Genomic DNA, 26,792 nt, shown 5'->3' with positions numbered 1-26,792 from the left:
GGCTGAAGCTGTATGAATCGGAAGACAGTAATACGAAATCTGGCCATCGTTTTCGGCATTCTGTTGGTGATCTATGCCTTCAGTTACTTCGGTAACGACACGCGGGACTGGAAGACGGTCGACACTTCGGTGGCGATCGCCCAGCTCGACGACCGGAACGTGGCATCCGCGCAGATCGACGACCGCGAACAACAGATCCGGCTCACGCTCAAAGAGGCCAACGAGGCCTCGGGCAACGAAACTCAGATCATCTCGAAGTACCCGGACTCGGCGTCCGAGCAGATCTTCGACAAGGTCGACTCGCAGGGCCTCGACAGCTACAACACCACGGTCACCCAGGAGAGCTGGTTCAGCTCGTTCCTGCTGCTGATCCTGCCGATGGTGCTGATCCTCGGCGTGATCATCTTCGTGATGAGCCGCATGCAGGGCGGTGGACGCGGTGGGGTCATGGGCTTCGGCAAGTCCAAGGCCAAGCAGTTGACGAAGGACATGCCCAAGACCACCTTCGCCGACGTCGCGGGTGCCGACGAGGCCGTCGAAGAGCTGTACGAGATCAAGGACTTCCTGCAGAATCCGTCTCGCTACCAGGCGCTCGGTGCCAAGATTCCGCGCGGCGTGCTGCTCTACGGTCCTCCCGGAACCGGCAAGACGCTGCTCGCGCGCGCCGTCGCGGGCGAGGCCGGAGTGCCGTTCTTCACCATCTCGGGCTCGGACTTCGTCGAGATGTTCGTCGGCGTCGGTGCGTCCCGCGTGCGTGACCTCTTCGAGCAGGCCAAGCAGAACAGCCCGTGCATCATTTTCGTCGACGAGATCGACGCCGTCGGCCGTCAGCGCGGCGCAGGCATGGGCGGCGGTCACGACGAGCGTGAGCAGACTCTCAACCAGCTGCTCGTCGAGATGGACGGCTTCGGCGAACGCACCGGCGTCATCCTCATCGCCGCCACCAACCGACCCGACATCCTCGACCCCGCCCTACTGCGTCCGGGTCGCTTCGACCGGCAGATCCCCGTCGGTGCCCCCGACCTGGCCGGCCGTCGCGCCATCCTCAAGGTGCACTCGGCCGGCAAGCCGGTCGCCCAGGACGCCGACCTCGAAGGTCTCGCCAAGCGAACCGTCGGGATGTCCGGTGCAGACCTGGCCAACGTCATCAACGAGGCGGCTTTGCTCACGGCTCGCGAGAACGGCACCGTCATCACCGAGGCATCCCTGGAGGAGTCGGTGGACCGCGTGGTCGGTGGCCCGCGCCGCAAGAGCCGCATCATCAGCGAGCACGAGCGCAAGATCACCGCGTACCACGAGGGTGGTCACACTCTCGCGGCGTGGGCGATGCCGGACATCGAGCCCGTCTACAAGGTCACCATCCTTGCTCGCGGTCGCACCGGCGGACATGCCATGACCGTTCCGGAGGACGACAAGGGTCTGATGACGCGGTCCGAGATGATCGCTCGGCTCGTCATGGCCATGGGTGGTCGCGCGGCCGAGGAGCTCGTCTTCCACGAGCCGACCACCGGTGCGTCCTCGGACATCGACCAGGCCACCAAGGTCGCGCGCGCGATGGTCACCGAGTACGGCATGAGCAGCAAGCTCGGAGCCGTCCGATACGGACAGGAACAGGGCGACCCGTTCCTCGGCCGTTCGATGGGCCAGCAGTCCGACTTCTCGCACGAGGTCGCCCGCGAGATCGACGAGGAGGTGCGCAAGCTCATCGAAGCTGCACACACCGAGGCGTGGGCCATCCTCAACGAGTACCGCGACCTGCTCGACACCCTGGCCTCGGAGCTGCTCGAACGCGAGACGCTCACCCGCAAGGACCTCGAGAAGATCTTCCACAGCGTCACCAAGCGCCCGCGCATCACCTTGTTCAACGATTTCGGTGACCGCAAGCCCTCGGACAAGCCGCCGGTCAAGACTCCTCGTGAACTCGCTGCCGAGCGCGGCGAGCCGTGGCCTCCGGTGCCGCCGGCCCCGAAACAGCTTCCGCCGCAACAGGTTCCGCAGCCCAGCTACGCCGGTTCGCCGCAGCTGAGCAAGGGTGGTTACCCGAACGGCAGCAACGGATACAACGGCAGCCCCACCAACGGTGCCCCGAACAACGGTGGGCCGGTAGACGGCTCGCCCGGCACCGGGGACGTCAATGCGCCGAATACCGGCAGTGGTCGACGCAGTGCACCGGCAACCGGTGACTACAACGGCGGCTACAACGGTGGCGGTTACAACGGCGGTTACGGCGGCCCAGCCAACGGAGGCGCTCCCAACGGAGGCGGCTACTCCGAGGGCTATCGCCGACAGGACCCTCGCCCCAGCGGCCCCGGCCAGGGCTCGCGTCCCGATTACGGTGCCCCGGCCGGATGGTCGGCTCCGGGTTGGCCGCCGCGCGACCAGCCGTCGGTTCCCCGTTACCAGGGACCGTCCACACCGCCGGATCGGAATCAGCCGACTCGCGAGCAGCCCGACGCGGATCGACCGGACCCGAATCGCTACGACCCGTCTCAGGTCCAGCCGCCGACGTACCGCCAGCATCCGACGTATCAGCAGCCGCCGCAGTATCAGCCGCCTGCTGGTGGGCCGCCGAATCAATCGCAGGCGTATCAGCCGCCGCAGTATCAGCCGGATCCGTTCCGGCCGGACACCCGGGATCAGGGCCGAACCTCTCGGCACGAGCCCCCGTACGGCCAGAACCAGGACGAGGCAGCACCGGAACAGTCGTCGGCTCCTACCTGGGAGGTACCGACCCCGTCGCAGAGCTATCCGCTCCCCGGGGACGATCGCCCCGAGAGCACCCCGCCCGAGGACTCGCGGACAGACGAGCGAGCCGAGGACGACGGCGACGAGGGTCCGCGGACGCAACGCTGGGAAGGGCCGGGCGGTTCCTACCGCTAGGCAGATCATTAGGCTTGCTGGGTCGACCTACTCGGTCGGCCCAGTACGCCGTTCGAACCGTGCTGCAGGTCGGCGTAACTGTTGTCCTAGAACAGGTGCTGGTCGACCCAGCTGTCACATTCGCGGAACCCAACCGGAGGTACGTTCACGTGTCAGTCAACCGGACCGACGAGTCGTCAAGCGACTCGGCAGAAGTCCCAGCAGTCGCCCCGGCAACCGTCGAGCAGACCGTGGCCTACGCCACCGGCGCTGTGTTCGACCAACCGCGCGCCGAGGCTGCCGTTCGTGAGCTGTTGATCGCCGTCGGTGAGGATCCCGACCGTCCCGGTCTGTTGGACACCCCGGCTCGCGTCGCGCGCTCGTACCGCGAGATCTTCGCCGGGCTCTACACCGACCCGGACACGGCGCTGAACACGACGTTCGACGAGGGGCACCAGGAGTTGGTTCTCGTCCGCGACATCCCCATGTACTCCACGTGCGAGCATCACCTGGTCTCGTTCCACGGAGTTGCACACGTCGGCTACATCCCGGGGAAGAGCGGCAAGGTGACCGGCCTGTCGAAACTGGCGCGCGTGGTGGACATGTATGCCAAACGCCCCCAGGTTCAGGAGCGCTTGACCAGCCAGATCGCCGACGCGTTGATGCGCAAACTCGACCCACGCGGTGCGATCGTCGTGATCGAGGCCGAGCACCTGTGCATGGCCATGCGCGGGATTCGCAAGCCGGGTGCCAGCACCACCACCTCGGCGGTGCGGGGTCTGTTGCAGTCCAGCGCGGCATCGCGTTCGGAAGCTCTGGACCTGATTCTGCGGAAATGACGCAACCGGTCGATTGCCGATGAGCCGAGCGCGAAGTATCCCCTCTGCCCCTGTCGTCATGGGCGTTCTCAACGTCACTGCCGACTCGTTCTCCGACGGTGGTCGGTACCTCGACGTCGACGCCGCCGTCGAGCACGGACTGGCGATGCGTCGTCGCGGAGTCGACATCGTCGATGTCGGTGGTGAGTCGACGCGTCCGGGGGCAGATCGGATCGATCCTGTCCTCGAAGTACAACGCGTCGTGCCGGTCATCGCCGCACTGGCCGCCGAAGGGGTGGTCACCAGCGTCGATACGATGCGCGCCTCGGTCGCCGAGGCCGCGATCGAGGCCGGTGTCGCGATCGTCAACGATGTCTCGGGCGGTCGGGCCGATACGGCCATGGCAGGCGTGGTCGCGGACGGTGGCCTGCCCTGGATACTGATGCATTGGCGGGCCGCAGGCTCCGAGTACCGCCATGCCGGGCCGGCCGATGCGTACGACGACGTGGTTGCCGACGTCCGGAGCGAACTGCTCGAACAGGTGGATCACGCAGTGGCTGCGGGAGTGGACACGGCGATGCTCGTGCTCGACCCCGGCCTCGGATTCGCCAAGAATGCCGAACACAACTGGCAACTGCTGCGCGGCCTTCCCGATCTGGTGTCGGCCGGATTCCCGGTGCTCGTCGGTGCCTCCCGTAAACGCTTCCTCGGAACTCTGTTGGCCGACCACGACGGTTCTCCGCGGCCACCGGACGGGCGCGAGATCGCCACCGCGGTGGTCTCGGCGCTCGCCGTCGCCGGGGGCGCGTGGGGTGTGCGGGTACACGACGCCCAGGCATCACTCGATGCGGTTGCCGTCGTACGGGCATGGCAGGGTGACCGGGCATGAGCGAGATCAGCAGCCGCGCCGGTGCCGGAACACGCCGTGGCGACCGCATCGAACTGCGGGGCCTGACGGTGCGCGGTAATCACGGCGTTTTCGAGTTCGAGAAGCGAGACGGCCAGGACTTCGTCGTCGACATCACCGTCTGGATGGATCTGCAACCCGCAGCCGAAACCGACGATCTCACCCGCACCCTGCACTACGGCGAACTGGCCGAGCGGGCCGCGGCAGTGATCTCGGGCCCGTCCAGGGACCTGATCGAAACGGTCTCGGCCGAGATCGCCGAGGTCGTACTGGCATACGACTCCCGGGTCGAGGCGGTGGAAGTGGTGCTGCACAAGCCGTCGGCACCCATCCCGCTCACGTTCGCCGACGTCGCTGTGGTGGCCTACCGGGAGCGATCGTGACCCGTGCCGTGCTGTCCATCGGCAGCAATGTCGGTGATTCGCTGGGTCACTTACGCTCTGTCACAGCCGAATTGGGTTCTCGAACGGTGGCCTGCTCGCCCGTCTATCGGTCCGCTCCCTGGGGCGGCGTCGAGCAGCAGGACTTCCTGAACGCCGTGGTGGTGGCCGAGGACGACGCGTTCGACGCCTGGGATTGGTTGCGCTTCGGTCAGCGACTCGAAGAGGCAGCCGACCGCGTTCGGGTGCAGCGGTGGGGTCCGCGAAGCCTCGACGTCGACGTGGTGGTGTGCGAGAACCTGATCAGTGACGATCCACGGCTGATCCTTCCGCATCCGCGCGCGCACGAGCGAGCATTCGTTCTGCGGCCGTGGCTCGACGTCGAACCCGACGCCACCCTGCGCGTCGGTGACGACGACGTACCGGTGAGCGAGTTGCTGGCGCGCCTGAGTCCGGAGGAGCGTGCGGGAGTTGTTCAGCAGGAGTGGAGCCTGCAGGAACGACCAGAAAAGCAAGAGGGTGTCGGTGATCGGTTGTGGTGACCAATCCCACGAAGGTCTGGGATGTTCTGGGTCTTTTCCTGGTTGCTTCGATCGGCACCTGGCTACTGGTTCGGGTCTTCTACGGCTCGTTCCCGCCGATTCCGGTGTACGCCGGGGCGTCGTTGTATCTGGTGGCCGTGGTGGAAGTGGTCACTGCGGTGATCGTTCGTAATCGAATCGCCGAGCATCGGGTCGGCGGTGGTCTGCACGATCTGCACCCGTTGACGGTGTTCAGGGCACTGGTGCTGGCGAAGGCATCGGTGCTGGTGGGAACCGCTGTCGTCGGGGTGTGCGTCGGGTTTCTGGTGTACGTGATGCCCCGTGCGGCGACGGTTCGGGCAGCGTCTTCGGATCGCGCCGGCGTCATCGTCGCGCTGGTGGCGGGGCTGGCCGTCGTCGCTGCCGCGGTGTGGCTCGAACAGTGCTGCCGCACCCCGAAAGACCGTGACGACGAGCGTTCTCGGTAACGCTGGAAACATTTGATTGTTACCTCGGTTGTGTAAGTGATCGGTCGAGGATGACTATTTGCGAACGATTTGCCGGTTACCCTTGTGAACATGACAGATCAGACTCGCGCAAAGAAGGGACGCCGTAAGAGGCGTAGTGCGAGCCAGCTGTTCCTCGCGGCGCTCGTCGTGTTCGGCATCATCGCCAGCGTGCTGTTGCTCTTCACCGAGAGCGTGCAGTGGATGAGGGTCGGTGTTCTCTCGGCGCTGTGGGCTGCGGTGATCGGTGCGTTTGCGATGACCAAGTATCGACGCGAGGCGGCCGCCGATCAGACCAAGGCCAAGGACCTGCAGACGGTCTACGAGCTGCAATTGGCGCGCGAGATCTCGGCGCGGCGCGAATACGAGATGAGCGTCGAAGCTCGGGTTCGCGGGGAATCGCAGCTCGAGATCGACGAGGTCGCGGCGCTGCGCAACGAACTCGCTGCCCTTCGTCAGAATCTGCAGGTGCTCTTCGACGGCAATCTGCCGACCGAACGTGTCGCCCTGCGCGCCGAGGCGATGAGGATGCAGGAACTCGGCGGTCGCGGATACGACAGCTATCAACCTGCGCCGTCCGGCCTGTACGTCCGCGGTGGCGGGAACGGCAACGGGGCGATGGCTACGGGAAATGGTCTGAACGGCGTCGGAACTCCCTACGACGAGCCGGTCACGGCCGAGACCTCGGTGGTGTACCCGGAGGATCCGGACGAGATGCCGGAGGCCACGACAACCGCCGGGGCTCCGACGGCTGCCGAGTCGGATCAGGATCCGTACGCCGAGAGTTCGTACGAGCCGTCGAGCTACGACTCGGCCGCGTCCGACGAGGGCGTCGATTCGTACGAGCGGCCCGCAGCGCAGGCGCGCCCCTACGGTGCCCCGCGACCGGCCGCACGCGTGACTCCGCCCAGCTCGCCCTTCACCGCCTACAACTTCGAGCAGGCGCGTCGGCCGGTTGCCGACTCGGAACCGGCTGCGGAGTACGCCCCGCAGGTCTCGGCCGAAACCCCCGAGACCGAGCGAGTGGCGGCCGATTCGGTCGGTTCGTACTCGGCCGAGTCCTACGCCGAGCCGGCCGAGGCCTCGCCCGAGCAGTACACAACCGAGCCCGCCGCGGATCACGGGTCCGAGCCCGGGGACGACACCGACTCGGACCGAGACGAAGACACCTACTCGGAGTCCCGCTCCTCGTTACGAGATTCGGCCGACGCGTTCTTCGGGGGCACCGGGGACCACGAGACACCGGCCGAGGACACGTCCGTCTCGCCTCGACGCAGTCGTAGGCGCGCGGAGTCGGCCGGCGACGAGGATGCGCCGGGCGCACACTCGAACGGTCGCAGCGTTGCCGAGATCATGGCCGGTCTGCAGGGCGGAGACGGCCCCGATGCATCGATGACCGATCCGGGTACTCGCCGTCGCCGCCGCCGCGCAGACTGAGAACCACATCACACCGGTACCCCATGGCACACGTGGGGTCGTGGTCGCTAGTGTTCCCTGCAGGACGTCTGGTACCCGCCGAGCGGGACTGGAACGAACGAGAGGAAGTTTTCGGTGACCTCATCAGGGTTCACTGGTGGTCTGTCTCCGGCTCGATTGACCGTGGGTGTCGTCTCGGCCGGACGAGTGGGGACCGCATTCGGTGAGGCGCTCGAACGCGTCGGGCATGTCGTTGTCGGTGCCGCCGCCGTATCGGACGCATCCGTCGCACGAGTACGTGATCGACTGCCCGAGTCTCAGGTTCTGCCCGTCGACGAGGTTGCTCGTCGCGCGGAGCTGCTGATTCTGGCCGTACCGGACAGTGAGCTGGCGTCGATCGTCGCGGGGCTCGCGTCCACCGGGGCGGTGGCGCCGGGAAAGCTGGTGCTGCACACCTCCGGCGCAAACGGGATTTCGGTGCTCGAGCCCTTGGCCGCTCTCGGTGCCGTGCCGTTGGCGATACACCCGGCGATGACGTTCAGCGGCGGAGTGGAGGACACCGACCGGATGACGGCGGCGTGCTTCGGCATCACCGCGGGTGACGAAATCGGTTACGCGGTGGCGCAGGCTCTCGTGCTCGAGATCGGCGGCGAGCCGGTGCACGTGCCCGAGAACAATCGAGCGCTCTACCACGCCGCTCTCGCGCACGGCAGCAATCACCTCGTCACTTTGGTGGTCGACGCGGTCGAAGCACTCCGAGTTGCATTGGCCGGTCCGGGTTTTCCCGGTTCGGACTCCGAACGTGGTGTGCCCGAGCGTGTTCTGGCTCCACTGCTCGAAGCGGCGTTGGACAATGCGCTGCGCAACGGGCAGTCTGCCCTCACCGGACCGGTGGCGCGCGGTGACACCGCTGCCGTCGGCAAGCATCTCGACGTGCTCGAGTCCGTGGATTCGCGGATCGCCGCCGGGTACCGGGCGCTGTCGTTGCGATCGGCGCAGCGCATCGGGGCCAAGGCAGACCTGATCGAACTTCTGGAAGGGAATCGATGACCCTCGCGGGCAGCTATACCAAGGGGCAGTTGACGGTTCACCACGATCCCGCGGTGATCACGTCGGTGTCGAAGGCACTGCGAGGCGTCGGCAAGCAGGTCGCTCTGGTGCCGACCATGGGCGCACTGCACGCCGGGCACCTGCAGCTGGTGCGCCAGGCCAAGCTCACCGGTGCCGTGGTGATCGTGTCGATCTTCGTCAATCCGCTGCAGTTCGGCGTGGGGGAGGACCTCGACGCCTATCCTCGGACCCTCGACGCCGATGTCGCGCTGCTGCGTGAGGAGGGAGTCGAGCTGGTCTTCGCACCGTCCGCGTCGGATATGTACCCGTCGGGCCCGCGCACCACGGTCCATCCCGGACCGATCGGCGCAGAACTCGAAGGTGCAAGCAGGCCAACTCATTTTGCAGGGATGCTCACCGTCGTGGCCAAGCTGCTGCAGATCGCCGCGCCGCATCGGGCGTACTTCGGGGAGAAGGACTACCAGCAACTGACGCTGATTCGTCAGATGGTGCGAGACCTGAACTTCGATGTCGCTGTCATCGGGGTTCCGACGGTCCGCGAGCAGGACGGTCTGGCCCTGTCCTCACGCAACAGGTATCTCGATGCCGAGCAGCGCGACGCTGCGATGGCGTTGTCGGCTGCCCTCGTTGCCGGGGCGCACGCAGCTGCCGGGGGCGTCGACGCCATTCTGGCAACCGCGCGCGCCGTGCTCGACGAGGCACCGCTGGTGCAGGTCGACTACCTCGAGGTACGCGACCCGCACCTCGGCCCGGCTCCCGAACGCGGAGACGGCAGACTTCTCGTGGCCGCCAAGGTGGGCACCACGAGATTGATCGACAACGTCGGTGTCGCCGTCGGCACCGGTTTCCTCGAGGCAGGAGTGGAGCCTGCGGAACGACCAGAAGAAATTACCCCGACGATCCGAAGAGCTGAGGGCACAACATGTTTCGAACGATGATGAAGTCCAAGATCCATCGCGCCACCGTCACGCACGCAGACCTGCATTACGTCGGCTCGGTGACCGTCGATCAGGATCTGATGGAGGCCGCCGACCTGCTCGAGGGCGAGCAGGTCACCATCGTCGACATCGACAACGGAGCGCGGCTCGAAACCTACGTGATCACCGGCGAACGCGGCAGTGGTGTCATCGGAATCAATGGTGCTGCAGCGCATCTGGTGAACCCGGGCGACCTGGTCATCCTGATCGCTTACGGGGTGATGAACGAGCAGGAGGTTGCCGACTACGCGCCGCGAGTGGTGTTCGTCGACGAGAAGAACCGGCCCGTCGAACTCGGCAGCGATCCGGCTCATGCGCCTGCGGGCTCCGGTCTGATCACGCCGCGCGATCTGCGGGCCGATTCCGTGCTGGTCTGATTCGATGCTCCTCGCGATCGATGTGCGCAACACCAGCACCGTGGTCGGGCTGTTCACCGGCACCGGTGACCACTCGAAGCTGCTCCGGGACTGGAGAATTCGAACAGACCCCCATGTGACGGCCGACGAGCTGGCCCTCATGTTGCGCGGTCTGCTGGGTGAGGACGCCGAACGGATCACCGGGGTGACTGCGCTGTCGACCGTGCCGTCGGTACTGCGGGAGATGCGGACCATGCTTGCGCGCTACTGGGATCACGTGGTGCACGTGATGGTCGAACCCGGTGTGCGGACCGGAGTGCCGTTGCTGGTCGACAACCCCAAAGAGGTCGGTGCCGACCGCATCGTCAATACCCTTGCTGCACATGACCTGTACGGCACAGCGTGCATCGTGGTGGATTTCGGAACGACCACCTGTGTCGACGTGGTCTCGGCCAAGGGGGAATTTCTCGGCGGTGCCATCGCTCCAGGTCTCGAGATGTCTGCGTCGGCCATGTCGACGCGCACTGCCACGCTGCGCGAGGTGGAGATGATCCGGCCTCGCTCGGTTCTGGGCAAGAACACCGTCGAGTGCATCCAGTCGGGCACCATCTTCGGGTTCGCGGGTCTGGTGGACGGTCTGGTCGGGCGAATTCGACGAGAGGTTCCCGAGGTGACCGGCGCGGACGTCGCGATCATCGGGACCGGTGACATCGCGGCGCTGATCCTGCCCGAGTCGACGACCATCGAGCACCACGAACCCGACCTGACGCTTGAGGGGCTGCGTCTGGTCTACGAACGCAACATGGCAAAGCGGCGGCCACGCTGAGTGTTTCGGTGAAGCGGGGTAGCGCCTCGGGCGTTCGTGTGTCAGAATCGTCGGCGTGATGACGTGCATGGCCACTCAGGAGTGTTGTCGAGGCTGAACCCTGCCTCGTTCGTAACACACCCCTGGAGTAGAGCTTCATGCTTTCCACACCTGTATTTTCTGCACCCTCCCGACCCACATTGTCCTCGCGGTCGGTCTCGACATTGCCGACTCGGCTGCGTCCTCCCGACCTGCTGCGGATCACCGACCAGGGCGCATCCGACGTCCTCGAGGGTCGCTTCGATCACCTGCTTCCGGGTGGCGGTCGCTGGCCGACCGACGAGCGCTGGGCCGCCCGCCTGCATTCCGACGACGATCTCGACGTCTGGTTGATCAGCTGGGTCCCCGATCGTTCCACCGAACTACACGATCACGCGGGATCTCTCGGTGCGCTGACCGTGCTCAGTGGCTCGCTGCTCGAATATCGTTGGGCTGGAACAGGACTGAAGCAGCGTCGTCTCGACGCCGGTGATCAGGCGTCGTTCCCGCTCGGGTGGGTGCACGACGTGATGCACGATCCGGCGTCGAACACGACCGGCCCCACCCTCAGCGTGCACGCCTACTCGCCACCGCTCACGGCGATGTCCTACTACGACGTGACCGAACGGTCCACGCTGCGTCGCACCCGTAGCGAGCTCACCGACGAACCCGAAAAGGCCACCGCATGACCATCGTCGAAATGCTCGAATCCGCACGCGAGACCATCGATCGCACGACCGTCTTCGAACTGCGCGACGCCGTCGACCGCGGAGCCGTCGTCGTCGACATCCGCCCTCAGGCGCAGCGCGCCGTGGAGGGAACGCTGCCGGGCGCGCTGGCCATCGAACGCAACGTCCTCGAATGGCGTCTGGACCCGACGAGTGATGCGCGCCTGGCGATCGCCGTCGACCACGACGTCGAGTGGATCGTGATCTGCTCCGAGGGCTACACGTCCTCGCTCGCGGCCGCGTCGCTCAAGCTGCTGGGTCTGCACAGGTCCACCGACCTGGTCGGCGGCTATCAGGCGCTGAAGTCGGCTGGGCTGCTCGGGGTGTTGACGCAGGCCAAGCACTGCGTTCGCGAGGCAGAGGCCGTCGCAGCGCACTGATCGTCCTCACCGCGTTGCGCTGTAAAGTGTGTGCGCGTGAGTGATACAGCTTCTACCCAGTCGGCCGACGACACACCGGAGCAGCTACGGATTCGTCGTGCCAAGCGCGCCGCGTTGCTCGAGCGCGGGGTCGAGGCGTATCCGGTGTCGGTTCCGCGCACCCATTCCCTGCTCGAGATTCGTACCGAGTTCCCCGAGCTCGAACCCGATACGACCACCGGCCTGACGGTCGGAGTCGTCGGTCGTGTCATCTTCGTTCGCAACACCGGGAAGCTGTGCTTCGCCACGCTGCAGGAGGGTGACGGCACCCAACTCCAAGCCATGATCAGCTTGGCAGGCGTCGGCGAGGACGCTCTCGCGGAGTGGAAGTCCGATGTCGACCTCGGTGACTTCGTGTTCGTGCACGGTGAGGTCATCAGCTCCCGACGCGGCGAGCTCAGCGTCATGGCCGACGCGTGGCAGATCGCATCGAAGTCGTTGCGGCCGTTGCCCGTCGCGCACAAGGAACTGAACGAAGAGACGCGGATCCGGCAGCGCTACCTGGATCTGATCACCAACCCGGCCTCGCGTGAGACTGCCCGCAAGCGCATCGCCGTCGTCCGAGAACTACGCAATGCACTCGAGCGTCGCGGGTTCCTCGAAGTCGAGACCCCGATGCTGCAGACGCTGCACGGCGGCGCGGCAGCCCGGCCGTTCGTCACGCACTCCAATGCCATGGACACCGACTTGTTCCTGCGTATCGCGCCGGAGCTGTTCCTCAAGCGCTGCGTCGTCGGCGGTATCGAGAAGGTGTTCGAGATCAACCGCAATTTCCGCAACGAGGGTGCCGACTCCTCGCACTCGCCGGAGTTCGCGATGCTCGAGACGTACGAGGCCTACGGCACGTACGACGATTCGGCGAAGATGACGCGTGAGCTGGTCCAGGAAGTGGCCATGGCAGCGCTCGGATCCACGGTCGTCACACTGCCCGACGGCACGACCTACGATCTCGGCGGCGAGTGGACGACGCTCGAGATGTACCCGTCGCTGTCGGAGTCGCTGGGATTCGACGTCACCCCCGACACGACCGTCGACGAGTTGCTCGCCATCGCCGACAAGGTGGGCGTCGAGGTGCCACGCAAGGACGGCGTCCCGATCTACGGCCACGGCAAGCTCGTCGAGGAGCTGTGGGAACACCAGGTGGGCGACGCGTTGACCGAACCGACGTTCGTCCGCGACTTCCCGGTCGAGACGTCCCCGCTGACGCGTCAGCACCGCAGCAAGCCAGGCGTCACCGAGAAGTGGGACCTGTACGTCCGTGGGTTCGAGCTGGCCACCGGCTACTCCGAGTTGGTCGATCCGATCATCCAGCGTGAGCGTTTCGAGGACCAGGCGCGCCAAGCCGCCGCGGGCGACGACGAGGCCATGGTGCTCGACGAGGACTTCCTCGCCGCGATGGAACAGGGCATGCCGCCGACCACCGGAACCGGCATGGGCATCGACCGTCTGTTGATGGCGCTGACCGGGTTGGGGATCCGCGAAACGATCCTGTTTCCCATCGTCAAGCCGTCTCAGGCCTGATTCGACGGTAAAGAGTTGTTCGCCAGCAGCGGACAGTGAATGGGAAACGTTTTGCATAGTGCCTGCGTTATGAACAGTAAGCAGGCACAGCAGTCCGGATCCGCGGGCGGTTGCGCAGCATTTCAGGGGTGGAGGGTCGGCGTTCGTCACGTCGGCCAACTACAGTGAGAATCAGTCTTACCTTCAAATGCACAAGCGACCTCAGCGTATGGACACTGCGGCGCTAGAAGAACTGGTGGGCGAGCTACCACCCACCAAGAAGTGAGGGAGAGCGATGTTCGAGAGGTTCACCGATCGCGCGAGGCGTGTTGTCGTCCTGGCTCAAGAAGAAGCCCGGATGCTCAACCACAACTACATCGGCACGGAGCACATTCTGCTCGGCCTCATCCACGAGGGCGAAGGCGTCGCAGCGAAGTCTCTCGAGTCGCTGGGCATCTCCCTCGAAGGAGTACGCAGCCAGGTCGAGGAGATCATCGGCCAGGGCCAGCAGGCTCCGTCCGGTCATATCCCGTTCACCCCGCGCGCCAAGAAAGTACTCGAGCTCAGCCTGCGTGAAGCACTGCAGCTCGGCCACAACTACATCGGCACGGAGCACATTCTGCTGGGACTGATCCGCGAAGGCGAAGGCGTCGCAGCTCAGGTCCTGGTCAAGCTCGGAGCCGACCTCAACCGCGTGCGCCAGCAGGTCATCCAGCTGCTGTCGGGCTACCAGGGCAAGGAGCCGTCCGAGAGCGGCAGCGGCCGCGGCGAGGCGGGCACCCCGTCGACGTCACTGGTTCTCGACCAGTTCGGACGCAACCTGACCCAGGCCGCGCTCGAAGGAAAGCTCGACCCGGTCATCGGTCGCGCGAAGGAAATCGAGCGCGTGATGCAGGTGCTGTCGCGTCGTACCAAGAACAACCCCGTCCTCATCGGTGAGCCCGGTGTCGGTAAGACCGCAGTCGTCGAAGGCCTGGCTCAAGCCATCGTCAACGGCGAGGTCCCCGAGACGCTCAAGGACAAGCAGCTCTACACCCTCGACCTCGGCTCGCTCGTGGCCGGCAGCCGTTACCGCGGTGACTTCGAGGAGCGCCTGAAGAAGGTGCTCAAGGAGATCAACACCCGCGGCGACATCATCCTGTTCATCGACGAGCTGCACACGCTCGTCGGCGCAGGTGCCGCCGAAGGTGCCATCGACGCAGCGTCGATCCTCAAGCCGAAGCTGGCTCGTGGCGAACTGCAGACCATCGGTGCCACCACCCTCGACGAGTACCGCAAGTACATCGAGAAGGACGCCGCACTCGAGCGTCGTTTCCAGCCCGTCCAGGTCGGCGAGCCGACCGTCGAGCACACCATCGAGATCCTCAAGGGTCTGCGCGATCGCTACGAGGCTCACCACCGCGTCTCGATCACCGACGGTGCACTCGTCGCGGCAGCCACCCTGGCCGACCGGTACATCAACGATCGGTTCTTGCCCGACAAGGCAATCGACCTCATCGACGAGGCGGGCGCGCGGATGCGCATCCGCCGGATGACCGCGCCGCCAGACCTGCGTGAGTTCGACGACAAGATCGCCGACGCGCGCCGGGAGAAGGAATCGGCCATCGACGCACAGGACTTCGAGAAGGCTGCGAACCTGCGCGACAAGGAGAAGACCCTCGTCGGTCAGCGCGCCGAGCGGGAGAAGCAGTGGCGCTCCGGTGACCTCGACGTCATCGCCGAGGTGGACGACGAGCAGATCGCCGAGGTTCTGGGCAACTGGACTGGCATCCCCGTCTTCAAGCTCACCGAGGAAGAGACCACGCGTCTGCTCCGCATGGAAGACGAGCTGCACAAGCGGATCATCGGCCAGGTCGAGGCAGTCAAGGCAGTCTCCAAGGCGATCCGTCGTACCCGTGCCGGTCTGAAGGACCCGAAGCGTCCGTCGGGCTCGTTCATCTTCGCCGGCCCGTCCGGTGTCGGTAAGACCGAGCTGTCGAAGGCTCTCGCGAACTTCCTGTTCGGCGAGGACGACGCACTGATCCAGATCGACATGGGCGAGTTCCACGACCGCTTCACCGCGTCGCGCCTGTTCGGTGCTCCTCCCGGATACGTCGGCTACGAAGAGGGTGGCCAGCTCACCGAGAAGGTCCGCCGCAAGCCGTTCTCCGTCGTGCTGTTCGACGAGATCGAGAAGGCCCACTCGGAGATCTACAACACGCTGCTCCAGGTCCTGGAAGACGGTCGTCTGACCGACGGACAGGGACGCACGGTCGACTTCAAGAACACCGTGCTGATCTTCACCTCGAACCTCGGTACCGCAGACATCTCGAAGGCCGTCGGTCTCGGCTTCTCCTCGGGTGAAGGCACCGGCTCGAACTACGAGCGGATGAAGCTCAAGGTCAACGACGAGCTGAAGAAGCATTTCCGCCCCGAGTTCCTGAACCGCATCGACGACATCGTCGTGTTCCACCAGCTCACCCGAGACGAGATCATCCAGATGGTCGATCTCATGCTCAACCGAGTCGAAGGTGCGCTCAAGAACAAGGACATGGCGATCGAGGTCACCGAGAAGGCCAAGTCGTTGCTGGCCAAGCGTGGATTCGACCCCGTACTGGGTGCACGGCCACTGCGTCGCACCATTCAGCGCGAGATCGAGGACGCCCTGTCGGAGAAGATTCTCTTCGGCGAGATCGAAGCCGGCCAGATCATCCTGGTCGACGTCGAGAACTGGGACGGCGAAGGCGCAGGCGAGGACGCGAAGTTCACGTTCCGCGGCGAGAAGAAGGCCATCATCGTCCCCGACGAGGTTCCGGTCGATCTGGCCAAGGCCACCGGAGACAGCGACAGCGAGTAAGTTTCACAGCTCCACACAACGGGCGATCCTCTTCGGAGGGTCGCCCGTTGTCGTATGTCCGCCCACGCCGTTCGCCTCCCGTCCGCCCACCCGCCCGTCCGTTCGCGTCAATGGACCACTGCACTCTTCAGACGTATGCAACGGTCCATTCACGCGCGCAGAGGTCGGGCGTGAATGAACCCTTGTACCGGTCAGACGTGTGCAGTGGTCCATTGACGCAGGACCCGAGGGACGAGGGCAACGGCGATGACGGCAAGTTCGGCCAGCAGGATCCAGAACAGCAGAGTCACATCGGGAGCCCAGCGGGCCAGGGTCGAGATCGGTGCCCCAGTGAGCATCGGCATTCCGAAGTACAGCACTCCTCCGGCGATGGCTGCCATCAGGATGTGCACAGTTGTCCATCGGCTCGGGGGAGTCTTGATGCGAAACAGGATTCGGCCCGCGCACAGTGCCAGCAACACCGCGAGTGTGCTCAACGCGATCACAGCGATCTCGTAGAGCCCGAAGCCTGCGGCACGAGGCTCGTCGACACCGAGTCGGGCCAGAACGAGCGAGCGGGCTGCCGAGGCGAGCTTGTCGGCCTCGAGTTCTCCGTATCTGTTGGTCGCGAGCACCACTGCCAGATGGCGCTCCGGGACGAGCGCGACGTGGGTGAAATAGCCCGGGACCGCGCCCGAATGCCATCGCATCTCGGTACCGTCGGGCAGCGTTTCGACGTACCACCCGCGCCCGTACGCTGTGCCCGAGCCCGTGGGCACCGTCTCGGGACTGTTCGACGCCGGAGCAGTCAGTTGCCTGGATGCATAGCGTGCGAGTTCGTCGATGGAACCACTCAGATAGCCGTAACCCATTCCAGCGGAGTCGATTCCGGTATCGATACTGCGGGGGAAGGTGAAGAACGGTACGTGGCCGGGTGCGACCGCGCCGACGGTGTGCACTCCGGTCTCACGGGCCACGACGTCGGCGAATCGCTCTACGGTCACCTTCTCCACGATCGCCTGCAGCAGTAGATAATTCAGGCTCGAGTAGCGAAAGGTGCCGCGGTCGGCGGTGGTGACGTCCAGGGTGGGTACGACATCGAGCGCTCGCTCCGTACGCCCCCACACGTCCAGTTCGGTGACGTCGTGGGGGAGCTCGCTGGTGTGGTGGATCAGGTCGTCGATCGTGACGTCGCCCGAAAGGATCGAATCACCCTCCGGTAGAACGGTGTTCACAGTTGCTTCGATGTCCAGGACCTGACGTTCGGCGAGCGAGTACACCGTCGCCGCCGTCACCGACTTCGACACCGACCCCCACACGAACGGCGTCGCGTCGTCGATCGGTGCGCCGTCGCCGTCGACTCCGTAGTCGACGTTCTCGATGACCTCCCGTTCGGAGACGACCCGGAACGCCACCCCCGGTAGCCCCAGCTCGTCGGCCACAACCCCGATGTCCGACGCCGGGCCGGGGTCCGGTGGGATGGGGGAGCCCGCGGTCAGGACTGCCGCCACGGTGAGGAGGGCGTGCACGATGCGCATGGATGCAGTGAACCAACCTCATCGAGGTCGACGCCTCGGTGAACACCCTGATTTCACGCCTGAGATCAGGGTGTGTGAATCAGCCCGGCGATCCAGGGCATGACATCGGAATACGCAGCCAGGGCTCCCGGGAGGTGGTTCGCGCCCTTGTAGGGGATTGCCGGGAACTCGTACTCGCGGTAGGTGACGTCGGCACCCAGGTCTTCCCAGCGCCGAAGCAGAGTTCGACTCTGCTCGATGGGTACGGTGTCGTCCTCGACTGCCTGCGACAGGTACACCGGCATGGCCGGGGCGACGCGGCCGACAGTGTTCGCTGCGGTCACCTCGGCGAAAGCCGGGCTGCTCAGCTGGTCGATGAGTGGCCGGCCGTCCTCGGTCAGTTCGCTGGTGTGCACGATCTCGGTGGCCGCGGGGTCGGTGGTGCACCAGTTCTGCGCGGCATCGAGTGCGGCGTTGCCGTCGGCGTCGAAGAGGCTGCGGATGCTCTCCGCTCGTTCCGGGTAGGCGTTGATCATGCCGTCGACGGCAAAGAGCACGGCGCTGCCGAGAGTCGTGTTGTCCAGGGTGTCGATGTTGAGCGTCGGATCTGCCGGCGGTGCACCGACATACGCCCCGACGATATCGAGGTCCGGCGCGTACGTGGCGGCCAACTCCGCAGCGGCTCCCGAGGCGAATCCGCCTTCGGAGTAGCCGAACAGCACCACCGGGGTGTCGGTGTCGGCGTGTGCCACTCGGGCGGCGTCGAGCAGAGCGCGGCCCGAGGCGATGCGGTTCAGATACGTGTGTCCGCCGGGGGTGCCCAGCCCCTGGTAGTCCGTCGCGACGACGCGGTAGCCGGCCAGCAGCAGCGGCAGGATGGCGGGCGACGACCCGACGGTGCCGAGAACTGCGGATCCGGCGCAGCGGTCGGCCATACCGGACGTGCCGGGTGCGTAGGCGATCACCGGTCGGGGGCCGGGTCCCGACCATGGAGCGGTGGGGGTCATCGAGTAGCCGGAGACGACCATGGGGTCGTCGTGGGTATCGGTGGATCGATAGAGGATGCGTTCGATGTCGAAACCCAGTCCGAATCCTTTGGGCGAATTCATCGGCGTCGTCCTCACCACCTCGCCAGGAGCTGCTGTGGCGATGGTCGGGACCGGTGCGTCGTAGAAGTCCCGCAGTGAATCGGCGGTCGCCACCGGCGTCGACACCGCCAGCATCACCGCCGTTGCGATCGCCACTGCCCCTACTGAGCCCTTCATCTGTCGCATCCTTCGTGTCGAGATTCCCGCACTCGATGGCCCGGCTGTGCCGCCGACGTTAGCCTGAGTATCGGTCCTGCACAGGGTCGACAACGAAAGGATTGACGTTCGATGCCAACTCGTACCTCACGCACAGCTTGGAACGGCACCCTCGAGCAGGGTTCCGGCCAGGTCGAGCTGTCCAGTTCCGGCGCAGCGACTTTCGACGTGTCGTTTCCCAAGCGCGCCGCCGAGAACGCCGACGGCACCACCAGCCCCGAGGAACTGATCGCAGCTGCTCACTCGAGCTGCTACGCGATGCAGCTGTCGGCCCTGATCGCCGAGGCGGGCGGCACCCCGCAGAGCCTGGAGGTCACGGCCGACGTTTCGCTCGGTCCCGACCAGCCGGGGTTCAAGCTGACGGGCATCAAGCTGACCGTTCGCGGCGAGGTCGACGGTCTCGACGCGGACGGATTCGCGAAGGCCGCTCAGGCGGCAAAAGAAACCTGCCCTGTCAGCAAGGCGTTGACCGGCGTCGACATCACCTTGGATGCGTCTTTGGAGGGCTGAACAGACGCGGGGCCCGATGTGAGACTGGCGAACAATCGTCAGGTTTGAAATAGTTCATCACTTGACCCATCTTCGGATGATTCGGTGACGAATTCAGGTCACACGTCGGGTTCGATTGGCTGTTGCGTACGTTCGGGGTACGCACCGACCGGCCTAGGAAGGAACGGTTCACCATGTTGTGGACGCGCTTCCTGGGTCTCGGTGCGATTGCAGTGGTGGCTTACTCGATCGCCCCGCACGGACTACCCCAGAATGCGATCTATGCAATCGTGCTCTCGGCCACAGTGGCAGCGTTCGTGTATCGCTACGTCCGCGAACCTGGTGCGGACAAGCGGACGTGGAAGTACCTGGCCGTCGGCGTCGGCAGTTGGGGCGTCGGCGACGCGCTGATAGCCGTGACGAAAGTCGACGGTGCTCGTATGCCGACGTTGTCGGCCGCGGACGCGTTCTACTTGCTGGGCTACGCGATCATCGCAGTCGGGTTCGCCCGGGCCGCCGACGAGAACGGCCTGGTGTTCGGGCTGGAAGAGCTGTACGAATGCTTGATCGTCGCCGTCGGCTTCGGTCTCGTCACCTGGGTGTTCGTCGTTTCCGACGGCTCGGCACGGTCGTTGTCCGAGGCCGTCTCCCTGTGGCCGGCAACGGCATACCTCACCGTCGACGCGTTCCTGTTGACCCTCGTCGTCAGTTTGTACCTCGTCACGCGGTCGGTCACCGTTCCCTTCCTGGCCGCAGCAGCGGGAGTTGTACTACTCGTTGCCGCCGACTGCGCGTCCTACGCCGCCGCGATCGATATCGAGATCTATCGATCGACGTTTCCGAACGCGATGTGGCTGGCCGCTTACGTCTGCTTCGGCGTCATCGCCCTGCACGACGAGCAGAAATCGGTCAGGCGGGCCGCCCGGCCCGGTCCGCTCAGGTTCGGCAAGGGGCGGTTTTCCACTCTCTCGGTTGCGGTAGCCGTGACACCGACGGTGATGACCGTGCAGCTGGCTCGCGGCGTTCCGGTCGCGCAATGGGGTTGGGTCATCGTAGGGTCCTCGGCGCTGGTCATCGTGCTTGTCGGGTGCTTGATGGCGCGCTTCGTGCGGACTCTGCGGTTTCAGGCCGCGATCCTCGAGGACGTTGCACGGACCGATGCGGTGACCGGACTCGCCAGTCGGCGTCTACTTCGCGAGCGATTGGACTCGATGCTTGCCACTCGCGGTGATTCGGATGTATTCACGCTGGTGGTCGACATCGACCGCTTCGCTCAGATCAACGAGACGTTCGGTTACAGCGTGGGTGACAGTGTGCTGCGTGAGATCGGCCATCGACTCGTCGCATCGGTTCGATCGGACGATCTGGTGGGACGCCTCGGCGGCGATCAGTTCGTCGTGGCGATGTGTCGTCGCCCAGGCCTCATCGACGCGAACGAGACCGCCGCACAGCTGCAGTTCGCCGTCAGTCGCAAGATGTTCGTCCACGACATCAATGTGGCCCTCGACGCGACGGTCGGAATTGCGGCCATCGACGAGTCGTCGGCACGTGCGCGCCGAGAGGTCTGCCCTTCGGCAATGCCGGTCGACGGTAACGCGATGATGCAGCAGGCTCATGTGGCGCTGACCGCGGCCAAGGCGGGGCAGACCCGAGTCGGTAGATACGAACCAGACATGGATCGTGACCGACACGATCAGATGCGGTTGCTGGGCGAGCTCGACACCGCGATTCGGGATCACCAGCTCCGGGTGTTCTTCCAGCCCTGCCTGGATCTCGAGTCGGGCAGCGTCGATCGCGTCGAAGCCCTACTTCGGTGGCTGCACCCGCGTGAGGGCTTGATCGGACCGTCGATGTTCCTGCCCGACGCCGAGCGCACCGGAATGTTGCCCGCCATCACTGCGCTCGTGCTCGACGAGGCGCTGGCGCAATGCAGCACGATGCGGCGCGACGGCATCAATCTGTCTGTCTCGGTGAATCTTTCGGTCCGAAATCTGCTCGACGCTACGCTCGCCGAACAGGTTTCCGCCGCGCTGGCGAAGTACGCGGTGCCTGCGCACGCCCTGGAGTTCGAGGTCACCGAGACCACCGCTATGACCGACCCGGTGCGCTCGGTGAATGCCTTGGCGTCCCTGCGACGCCTGGGAGTCACCATCGCCATCGACGATTACGGAACCGGTTACAGCTCACTGGCGTATCTGCAGACTCTGCCGGTGCAGACGCTCAAGATCGACCGCTCGTTCGTGTCGAAGATGAACTCCGACGAGACCGACGCATCGATCGTGCGCTCGACCATCGACCTGGCTCGAAGCCTCGGGGTGCGGGTGATGGCCGAAGGGGTCGAGGATGCAGGCACGCTGGACGCACTCCGAGAGTTGGGCTGCGACGGTGTCCAGGGCTACTACCTCGGCAGACCGATGCCCGCAGAGTTCTTGGCCGAGGCCGTGGCGAAACTGGACTCGGAGATGCCGACGAGGTTCGAGTGGGAACTCGCCCGTCAACACATCTGAACGGACGCGTCCGCTCTCACGAAGCGGCAGGTACGTCCAACACGACCTCGAATTCGAGCAGCGATGCTCCCGACGACACCGGCTTGCTCTCCCCTGAACCCGCGTGTGCCTGGCGAGACGGCCCACCGGACCACGCCTGGAACGACTCCTCGTCCTCCCACTGGGTGACGACGAAGTAGCGGGATTCGCCCTTGACCGGCCGGAGCAGCTGGAACCCGAGGAAGCCCGGGGAGCCGTCGACCGAGCCGGCGCGCGCGGCGAAGCGCTTTTCGAGTTCGGGGCCTGCGCCCTCGGGTACGTCGATCGCGTTGATCTTCACAATGGCCATGCCCGCGAGATTACTCCGCCGTTATGCTCGGCGATGATGCTCTACGACGAGGGTGGATCCGGCCGTTCGATGCTGCTGCTGCACGGGCTGATGGGCAGTGCTGCCACCTGGAGCAGGCAGGTTCCGTGGCTCAGACAGTTCGGGCACGTCCACACCTACGATGCGCCGGGGCACCGTCGCCCCCCACCGGCCGAGCTCACCACCGAGTTCTTCGTGGCCGATCTGCTCGAGCAGTTGGAGACACTGGGGCCCAGTGTGCTGATCGGCCATTCGATGGGAGCGTTGCACGGTTGGTGTGCCGCCGCGCAACGACCCGACCTGGTGACCGCGCTGGTGGTCGAGGACATCGCTCCTGACTTCAGGGGCCGCACCGCAGACGACTGGGCTGCGATGATCCGGGCGTGGCCGCAGCCCTTTCCCGACGCCGACGCGGTACGTGAATTCTTCGGAGATGTTGCGGGACAGTACTTTCTGGACTCCTTCGACCGAGGCGACGGCGGATGGCGACTGCACGGCGACGTCGACACTTTCGAGTCGATTTCGCAGGAGTGGGGGACGCGGCACTTCTGGGACCAGTGGGATGCCGTCGATGCTCCGGTCTTGCTGATCGAGGGTGAACACACCATCACCCCGGCGGGTCAGATGACGCAAATGCACTCGCGCAAGCCCGGATCGGTGTACGTGCGGATCGAGAAGGCGGCGCACCTGATTCACGACGAGGCTCCCGAGCAGTATCGGATGGCGGTCGAGGAGTTCCTGCGCACACTAAGATGATCCGAATGCCGCTCGCGAAGCTCAACGGAATCGACCTCAACTACGACGTGACCGGCGACGGCCCACTCGTGGTGTTGGTGATGGGGACCGGTAGTCCGGGGCGAGTCTGGCGAACCCATCAGGTTCCGGTGCTGGTGAAGCAGGGGTACCGGGTCGTCACCTTCGACAATCGCGGTATCGCGCCGTCGTCCGAGTGTGCGGGCGGGATGACGCTGGACGACCTGGTTGCCGACACCGCTGCCCTCATCGAACACCTCGGCGGCGGTGCAGCACGCGTCGTCGGCACCTCGATGGGTGCCCGCGTCACCCAGGAATTGGCTTTGGCCAGGCCGGATCTGGTCTCGCATGCAGTGATGATGGCCACCTTCGGCAAGACCACCACCTTTCGTGCGCAGATGTCGAAGGGCGAGAAGGATCTCCACGACGCCGGGATCGAATTACCCGCGTCGTACCGCGCGGCAATGACTGCGATGCAGAACTTTTCACCGAAGACCCTGGCCGACGACGGTGCGATCGGTGATTGGCTGGCGATCCTCGAATATTCGGGTGGTAAGAAGACTGCGGGCATGCGAGCGCAGATCGGACTCGAAATGCGCGCCGGGACAGACCGATTGGCGGCGTATCGGCGGATTGCAGCCAAGTCGCTCGTCATCGGATTCGCCGACGACCGAATGATCCCCGTGCAGCAGTGCCGCGACGTCGCCGACGCGATACCGGGTGCGCGCTACGTCGAGATCGCCGACACCGGTCACTTCGGTTACCTCGAACGCCCCGATGCCGTCAATGCGACTCTGGTCGAGTTTCTCGCTCAGTAGCGAACTCTCGGCGTCGGGGTGCGGAGGAAAATCACGCAGCACACCGCTGTCACCGCCATTGCCGCTGCCATGGCCGAATAGGCGAAGCGAAAGTCCGTCAGCCCGGCGGCAATGGTGAGCAGCGCCAACCCCATCGCGCCACCGAACTGCTTGGCCGTGTTCATCAATCCCGACGCGGCCCCGGCGTCCGAGCGTTCGACCCCGCTGGTCACCGCAGTGGCCAGCGGTGTGTTGAGCAGCCCGCCGCCGATTCCGATCAGAATCGACGGCACCCCCACCGAAGCGACGTACCCGGGTGCGCCTGAGGCCGTCGCGAGGACAAGTAGTCCGGCAGCGGCCAGGGTCGCGCCGGCAGCGGCGACAAGGTGCGCGGGGATTCTGCGCATCAGAGGTGGAGTGATCGCCACGCCGGTCACGACGAGAGCCACGGTGAGCGGCAGAAAACCTATCGCTGCCTGGAGCGGAGACCGTTGCAGCAGCTGCTGCATCTGGTAGGTCAGGTACAGCCAGATCGGAATCTGGAACACCGCACCGGTGAGCAGAGTCAGCAGGTTTCCCACGACCACGCTCCGTATCGCGAACAATCGCAACGGGATCAGCGGTGCGCGTGATCGACGATGTCGAAGCACGAACCCGATCGATCCGGCCGAGGCGAGAAACATCATCGTCACCGACAGCGCACGTGAGCCACCCGCTCCGAGTTGCGTGACCGCCACGGTCGACGCGCCGAGGGCCAGCGCCCCGGAGAGCGCACCGATCGCGTCGAGCCCGGTCTGTGGCGACGGAGTTTCGGCGCGCCCAACGCCGAGGTACCGCCGAGCGGCCACCAGCAGCGCGAGGCCGATGGGCAGGTTGATCAGCAGAACTGCACGCCACGAGACGTATTCGGTCAATGCGCCGCCCAGTATGTTGCCGACTCCACCTCCGGCGACACTGATCGCCGTCCATACCGCAACTGCGCGTGTTCGCATGGGCCCTTCGGGGAAGGTGACGGTGAGCACAGTGAATGTTGCCGGGGACACGATTGCCGCGGCGAGACCCTGGACGATGCGCGCGGATACCAATATCGGACCGGTAGTCGCGAATCCGCCGGCCACGCTGGCGGCGACGAACAGGCAGACGCCGAAGAGAAATACCTTCCGGATGCCTCGGGTGTCTGCCGCACGCGCTCCGACGAGCAGGGCTGCCGCGAACGCGACGGTGTATCCGCTGGCCACCCATTGCACGTCCGAGTCTTCGAAGCTCAGTGTGGTAGCGATCTTCGGCAGCGCGATGTTCACGACCGATGCGTCGAGCACCACCAGGAGCTGCGCCAGGCAGGCCACCGTCAGTACGCCCCACGAACGATCTCGCACGATGCCCGCCCTCTGGTTGGTACAGCTGTATAACTCTTCCTTGGTACAGTTGTATCAAACGATGGAGGGTGGGCGGAAGATGGTCGGCGAGGATCGACGAGAGCAGATCCTCTCGGCCGCAGAACGGGTGGCGACCGTCGATGGACTCGAGGCGCTGACCATGCGTAGCGCGGCCGCGGCAGCAGAGGTGTCGCTGCGATTGGTTCAGTACTACTTTCACTCCAAGGCAGGGCTGCTCGACGCCGTTCTGACGCGCTTCTCCGAGCGCGGTTACGCGGACTCTCGATCCCGGATCGAGGCGATCGCCGGCGCTTCGGCGGCACGCCGACTGCAGATGTTCGCCCGTTCGGTGTTGCCCATCGACGACGAGGGCAGGCGATTTCATCGACTCGGGGTGTCGTTCGCATCCCTGGCGTTGCGAGAACCCGACGTGGCCCAGTCCGCGTATCGAGCCAATCTTCTTGTGCTGGAGTCGGTTCTGGCCCACATGATCGCCGACGCCTGCGCGGAGAGCGGCTCGGACCGAATCGACGCCGTTGCGGAGGCTCGGCTGCTCATGGCCACGCTGCACGGCCTGGGGACGATGATGATGGTTGCGCATATCAACGAGATCGATGCAACCGATGTGGTGGACCGATTGCTCAGTGGCAGAACGTGGTTCGATGCCACGGGCCGAAACTAACCGTCCGAACCCTCGCCCGCGAGTGCGAACAATCCGGACTCGGTTTGTTCGATCAATCCGTCGGTGAGCAAGGAATCGAGAGCTCGGTCGCGTTGAGTCGGGTCGGTGGGCCAGACGATGTCGAGTTGGGCCCGCTCGACCGGGCCGGTGCTCTCCCGCAGGACCGACATGAGCTTGCCCCGCACCTGCCGATCCGTGCCGGCGAACTTCTGGACCTTCTTGGCGGGGCCGGTGTGCGCGGGCCTCCCGGCTTCGATCCAGGCGCACTCGGGAAGTGGGCACAGCAGACACGCCGGATTCTTGGCGGTGCAGATGAGCGCACCGAGCTCCATCAACGCCGCCGAATACCGGGCCGCGCGGGGTACGTTCTCCGGCAGCAATTGCTCCACGTCGGCCAAATCTCGTGTGGTCGAGGGATTTCCGGGCTCGGCGTTGCCGTGCATCGCACGCGCGACGACGCGTCGAACATTGGTGTCCACCACTGGAACTCGCTGACCGTAGGCGAAAGTCGCCACCGCTCTTGCTGTGTAGGCACCGATGCCCGGCAGGCTCAACAGCGTCTCGACGTCGCGGGGCACCTCGTCGCCGTACTCCTCGGCGAGCACCCGAGAACACTCGTGCAACCGCAATGCCCGACGCGGATAGCCCAATTTGCCCCACGCACGAAGCACCTCGGCCTGCGAGGACGCGGCCATCGCCGAGGGCACCGGCCACCGCTGCACCCACTGCTCCCAGATGGGTGCCACCCGCACCACCGGAGTCTGCTGCAGCATGATCTCGCTCATCAGAATCTGCCAGGCGCTGACGCCCGGACGACGCCACGGCAGGTCACGTCCGTCGGTGTCGAACCACCCGAGCAGAGCCTCGGCATCGATCGGCAACTGTGCGCCCTTCTTCTCGTGTC

General features: G+C 65.3%; 25 protein-coding genes. 20 read left to right on the top strand and 5 right to left on the bottom strand.

What is annotated here, in order from left to right; genetic code table 11:
* The first annotated feature begins 12 nt into the window (after nucleotides 1-12).
* The 15 genes from ftsH to MTX34_RS05220 all read left to right on the top strand — a co-directional run bounded on the left by ftsH (nucleotide 13) and on the right by MTX34_RS05220 (nucleotide 16,138).
* Nucleotides 13-2,880, top strand: coding sequence for an ATP-dependent zinc metalloprotease FtsH (ftsH, locus tag MTX34_RS05290; RefSeq protein ID WP_243608684.1), 2,868 nt, complete (start codon nucleotides 13-15; stop codon nucleotides 2,878-2,880).
* A gap of 230 nt (nucleotides 2,881-3,110) precedes the next feature.
* On the top strand, nucleotides 3,111-3,698 hold the full coding sequence (gene folE, locus MTX34_RS05285; protein ID WP_243594704.1) for a GTP cyclohydrolase I FolE: 588 nt from the start codon (nucleotides 3,111-3,113) through the stop codon (nucleotides 3,696-3,698).
* A gap of 58 nt (nucleotides 3,699-3,756) precedes the next feature.
* Nucleotides 3,757-4,566 carry a dihydropteroate synthase gene (gene folP, locus MTX34_RS05280; RefSeq protein WP_243594668.1) on the top strand — a complete coding sequence of 270 codons (810 nt, stop codon included), beginning with the start codon at nucleotides 3,757-3,759 and terminating at the stop codon, nucleotides 4,564-4,566.
* Nucleotides 4,563-4,967 (top strand): dihydroneopterin aldolase, encoded by a 405-nt coding sequence (gene folB / locus MTX34_RS05275; protein ID WP_243608683.1) that lies wholly within the window; start codon nucleotides 4,563-4,565, stop codon nucleotides 4,965-4,967. Before folP ends, folB begins: the two co-directional genes overlap by 4 nt.
* Nucleotides 4,964-5,506 carry a 2-amino-4-hydroxy-6-hydroxymethyldihydropteridine diphosphokinase gene (gene folK, locus MTX34_RS05270; protein WP_243608682.1) on the top strand — a complete coding sequence of 181 codons (543 nt, stop codon included), beginning with the start codon at nucleotides 4,964-4,966 and terminating at the stop codon, nucleotides 5,504-5,506. Before folB ends, folK begins: the two co-directional genes overlap by 4 nt.
* A complete protein-coding gene (locus tag MTX34_RS05265) occupies nucleotides 5,503-5,973 on the top strand; it encodes a DUF3180 domain-containing protein (protein WP_243608681.1) in 471 nt (156 codons plus the stop codon). Before folK ends, MTX34_RS05265 begins: the two co-directional genes overlap by 4 nt.
* 90 nt (nucleotides 5,974-6,063) lie before the next feature.
* Nucleotides 6,064-7,428: a DUF6779 domain-containing protein gene (locus MTX34_RS05260; RefSeq protein WP_243608680.1), complete on the top strand. Its 1,365-nt coding sequence runs from the start codon at nucleotides 6,064-6,066 to the stop codon at nucleotides 7,426-7,428.
* Between the two features lie 114 nt (nucleotides 7,429-7,542).
* A complete protein-coding gene (locus tag MTX34_RS05255) occupies nucleotides 7,543-8,457 on the top strand; it encodes a Rossmann-like and DUF2520 domain-containing protein (protein WP_243594663.1) in 915 nt (304 codons plus the stop codon).
* A complete protein-coding gene (gene panC, locus MTX34_RS05250; RefSeq protein ID WP_243608679.1) occupies nucleotides 8,454-9,416 on the top strand; it encodes a pantoate--beta-alanine ligase in 963 nt (320 codons plus the stop codon). The genes MTX34_RS05255 and panC overlap by 4 nt, the downstream gene beginning before the upstream one ends.
* The gene (gene panD / locus MTX34_RS05245; RefSeq protein ID WP_032380718.1) at nucleotides 9,401-9,832 is read left to right on the top strand and encodes an aspartate 1-decarboxylase; all 432 of its coding nucleotides are present in this window, start codon (nucleotides 9,401-9,403) and stop codon (nucleotides 9,830-9,832) included. The genes panC and panD overlap by 16 nt, the downstream gene beginning before the upstream one ends.
* A gap of 4 nt (nucleotides 9,833-9,836) precedes the next feature.
* The gene (locus tag MTX34_RS05240) at nucleotides 9,837-10,637 is read left to right on the top strand and encodes a type III pantothenate kinase (RefSeq protein ID WP_094613722.1); all 801 of its coding nucleotides are present in this window, start codon (nucleotides 9,837-9,839) and stop codon (nucleotides 10,635-10,637) included.
* A 137-nt stretch (nucleotides 10,638-10,774) separates the two neighbouring features.
* The gene (locus tag MTX34_RS05235; RefSeq protein ID WP_243608678.1) at nucleotides 10,775-11,344 is read left to right on the top strand and encodes a cysteine dioxygenase family protein; all 570 of its coding nucleotides are present in this window, start codon (nucleotides 10,775-10,777) and stop codon (nucleotides 11,342-11,344) included.
* Nucleotides 11,341-11,763, top strand: a complete 423-nt coding sequence (locus MTX34_RS05230) for a rhodanese-like domain-containing protein (RefSeq protein ID WP_243608677.1) — start codon at nucleotides 11,341-11,343, stop codon at nucleotides 11,761-11,763. Before MTX34_RS05235 ends, MTX34_RS05230 begins: the two co-directional genes overlap by 4 nt.
* 36 nt (nucleotides 11,764-11,799) lie before the next feature.
* Nucleotides 11,800-13,323 carry a lysine--tRNA ligase gene (lysS, locus tag MTX34_RS05225; RefSeq protein ID WP_243608676.1) on the top strand — a complete coding sequence of 508 codons (1,524 nt, stop codon included), beginning with the start codon at nucleotides 11,800-11,802 and terminating at the stop codon, nucleotides 13,321-13,323.
* Nucleotides 13,324-13,597: 274 nt separating this feature from the next.
* Complete coding sequence (locus MTX34_RS05220) at nucleotides 13,598-16,138, top strand: ATP-dependent Clp protease ATP-binding subunit (RefSeq protein ID WP_094640916.1); 2,541 nt, start codon at nucleotides 13,598-13,600, stop codon at nucleotides 16,136-16,138.
* A gap of 191 nt (nucleotides 16,139-16,329) precedes the next feature.
* Here the strand turns inward: MTX34_RS05220 and MTX34_RS05215 are convergent, their stop codons facing one another.
* The gene (locus tag MTX34_RS05215; protein ID WP_243608675.1) at nucleotides 16,330-17,655 is read right to left on the bottom strand and encodes a serine hydrolase; all 1,326 of its coding nucleotides are present in this window, start codon (nucleotides 17,653-17,655) and stop codon (nucleotides 16,330-16,332) included.
* Nucleotides 17,656-17,720: 65 nt separating this feature from the next.
* Entirely contained in the window at nucleotides 17,721-18,899 is a 1,179-nt protein-coding gene (locus tag MTX34_RS05210) for a lipase family protein (protein ID WP_243608674.1), read from the bottom strand.
* Nucleotides 18,900-19,010: 111 nt separating this feature from the next.
* Here MTX34_RS05210 and MTX34_RS05205 point away from each other — a divergent pair, with 111 nt between their 5' ends.
* Complete coding sequence (locus MTX34_RS05205; protein WP_032401489.1) at nucleotides 19,011-19,448, top strand: OsmC family protein; 438 nt, start codon at nucleotides 19,011-19,013, stop codon at nucleotides 19,446-19,448.
* 173 nt (nucleotides 19,449-19,621) lie between these two features.
* Nucleotides 19,622-21,934, top strand: coding sequence for a bifunctional diguanylate cyclase/phosphodiesterase (locus MTX34_RS05200; protein WP_243608673.1), 2,313 nt, complete (start codon nucleotides 19,622-19,624; stop codon nucleotides 21,932-21,934).
* A gap of 16 nt (nucleotides 21,935-21,950) precedes the next feature.
* Here the strand turns inward: MTX34_RS05200 and MTX34_RS05195 are convergent, their stop codons facing one another.
* Nucleotides 21,951-22,262: an antibiotic biosynthesis monooxygenase gene (locus tag MTX34_RS05195; protein ID WP_243594653.1), complete on the bottom strand. Its 312-nt coding sequence runs from the start codon at nucleotides 22,260-22,262 to the stop codon at nucleotides 21,951-21,953.
* A gap of 36 nt (nucleotides 22,263-22,298) precedes the next feature.
* On the opposite strand from MTX34_RS05195, the gene MTX34_RS05190 reads away from it, so the two are divergent.
* Both MTX34_RS05190 and MTX34_RS05185 read left to right on the top strand, forming a co-directional pair.
* On the top strand, nucleotides 22,299-23,036 hold the full coding sequence (locus MTX34_RS05190; protein ID WP_243608726.1) for an alpha/beta fold hydrolase: 738 nt from the start codon (nucleotides 22,299-22,301) through the stop codon (nucleotides 23,034-23,036).
* Between the two features lie 5 nt (nucleotides 23,037-23,041).
* Nucleotides 23,042-23,851: an alpha/beta fold hydrolase gene (locus MTX34_RS05185; protein WP_243608672.1), complete on the top strand. Its 810-nt coding sequence runs from the start codon at nucleotides 23,042-23,044 to the stop codon at nucleotides 23,849-23,851.
* On the opposite strand, the gene MTX34_RS05180 is transcribed toward MTX34_RS05185, so the two are convergent.
* Nucleotides 23,845-25,206: an MFS transporter gene (locus MTX34_RS05180; RefSeq protein WP_243608671.1), complete on the bottom strand. Its 1,362-nt coding sequence runs from the start codon at nucleotides 25,204-25,206 to the stop codon at nucleotides 23,845-23,847. The two genes, MTX34_RS05185 and MTX34_RS05180, sit on opposite strands and share 7 nt — an antisense overlap.
* 79 nt (nucleotides 25,207-25,285) lie before the next feature.
* Here MTX34_RS05180 and MTX34_RS05175 point away from each other — a divergent pair, with 79 nt between their 5' ends.
* Nucleotides 25,286-25,888 (top strand): TetR/AcrR family transcriptional regulator, encoded by a 603-nt coding sequence (locus MTX34_RS05175; protein WP_243608670.1) that lies wholly within the window; start codon nucleotides 25,286-25,288, stop codon nucleotides 25,886-25,888.
* On the opposite strand, the gene MTX34_RS05170 is transcribed toward MTX34_RS05175, so the two are convergent.
* Nucleotides 25,885-26,769, bottom strand: coding sequence for an A/G-specific adenine glycosylase (locus MTX34_RS05170; RefSeq protein ID WP_243608669.1), 885 nt, complete (start codon nucleotides 26,767-26,769; stop codon nucleotides 25,885-25,887). The genes MTX34_RS05175 and MTX34_RS05170 overlap by 4 nt on opposite strands.
* Nucleotides 26,770-26,792: the final 23 nt, after the last annotated feature.

The sequence above is a fragment of the Rhodococcus sp. ARC_M5 genome (assembly GCF_022810405.1).
Lineage (GTDB): Bacteria > Actinomycetota > Actinomycetes > Mycobacteriales > Mycobacteriaceae > Rhodococcoides > Rhodococcoides navarretei.
This window is presented reverse-complemented; position numbering and strand designations above follow the sequence as displayed.

Bases quoted from the DNA above. Each gene is read 5' to 3' on its own strand.
- panC (WP_243608679.1), top strand. From the start codon at position 8,454: ATGACCCTCGCGGGCAGCTATACCAAGGGGCAGTTGACGGTTCACCAC.
- MTX34_RS05185 (WP_243608672.1), top strand. From the start codon at position 23,042: ATGCCGCTCGCGAAGCTCAACGGAATCGACCTCAACTACGACGTGACC.
- folP (WP_243594668.1), top strand. From the start codon at position 3,757: ATGGGCGTTCTCAACGTCACTGCCGACTCGTTCTCCGACGGTGGTCGG.
- MTX34_RS05230 (WP_243608677.1), top strand. From the start codon at position 11,341: ATGACCATCGTCGAAATGCTCGAATCCGCACGCGAGACCATCGATCGC.
- MTX34_RS05215 (WP_243608675.1), bottom strand. From the start codon at position 17,655: ATGCGCATCGTGCACGCCCTCCTCACCGTGGCGGCAGTCCTGACCGCG.
- folB (WP_243608683.1), top strand. From the start codon at position 4,563: ATGAGCGAGATCAGCAGCCGCGCCGGTGCCGGAACACGCCGTGGCGAC.
- MTX34_RS05235 (WP_243608678.1), top strand. From the start codon at position 10,775: ATGCTTTCCACACCTGTATTTTCTGCACCCTCCCGACCCACATTGTCC.
- MTX34_RS05240 (WP_094613722.1), top strand. From the start codon at position 9,837: ATGCTCCTCGCGATCGATGTGCGCAACACCAGCACCGTGGTCGGGCTG.
- MTX34_RS05210 (WP_243608674.1), bottom strand. From the start codon at position 18,899: ATGAAGGGCTCAGTAGGGGCAGTGGCGATCGCAACGGCGGTGATGCTG.
- MTX34_RS05190 (WP_243608726.1), top strand. From the start codon at position 22,299: ATGCTCTACGACGAGGGTGGATCCGGCCGTTCGATGCTGCTGCTGCAC.
- panD (WP_032380718.1), top strand. From the start codon at position 9,401: ATGTTTCGAACGATGATGAAGTCCAAGATCCATCGCGCCACCGTCACG.
- MTX34_RS05200 (WP_243608673.1), top strand. From the start codon at position 19,622: ATGTTGTGGACGCGCTTCCTGGGTCTCGGTGCGATTGCAGTGGTGGCT.
- MTX34_RS05175 (WP_243608670.1), top strand. From the start codon at position 25,286: ATGGTCGGCGAGGATCGACGAGAGCAGATCCTCTCGGCCGCAGAACGG.
- ftsH (WP_243608684.1), top strand. From the start codon at position 13: ATGAATCGGAAGACAGTAATACGAAATCTGGCCATCGTTTTCGGCATT.
- MTX34_RS05205 (WP_032401489.1), top strand. From the start codon at position 19,011: ATGCCAACTCGTACCTCACGCACAGCTTGGAACGGCACCCTCGAGCAG.
- MTX34_RS05195 (WP_243594653.1), bottom strand. From the start codon at position 22,262: ATGGCCATTGTGAAGATCAACGCGATCGACGTACCCGAGGGCGCAGGC.
- MTX34_RS05260 (WP_243608680.1), top strand. From the start codon at position 6,064: ATGACAGATCAGACTCGCGCAAAGAAGGGACGCCGTAAGAGGCGTAGT.
- MTX34_RS05220 (WP_094640916.1), top strand. From the start codon at position 13,598: ATGTTCGAGAGGTTCACCGATCGCGCGAGGCGTGTTGTCGTCCTGGCT.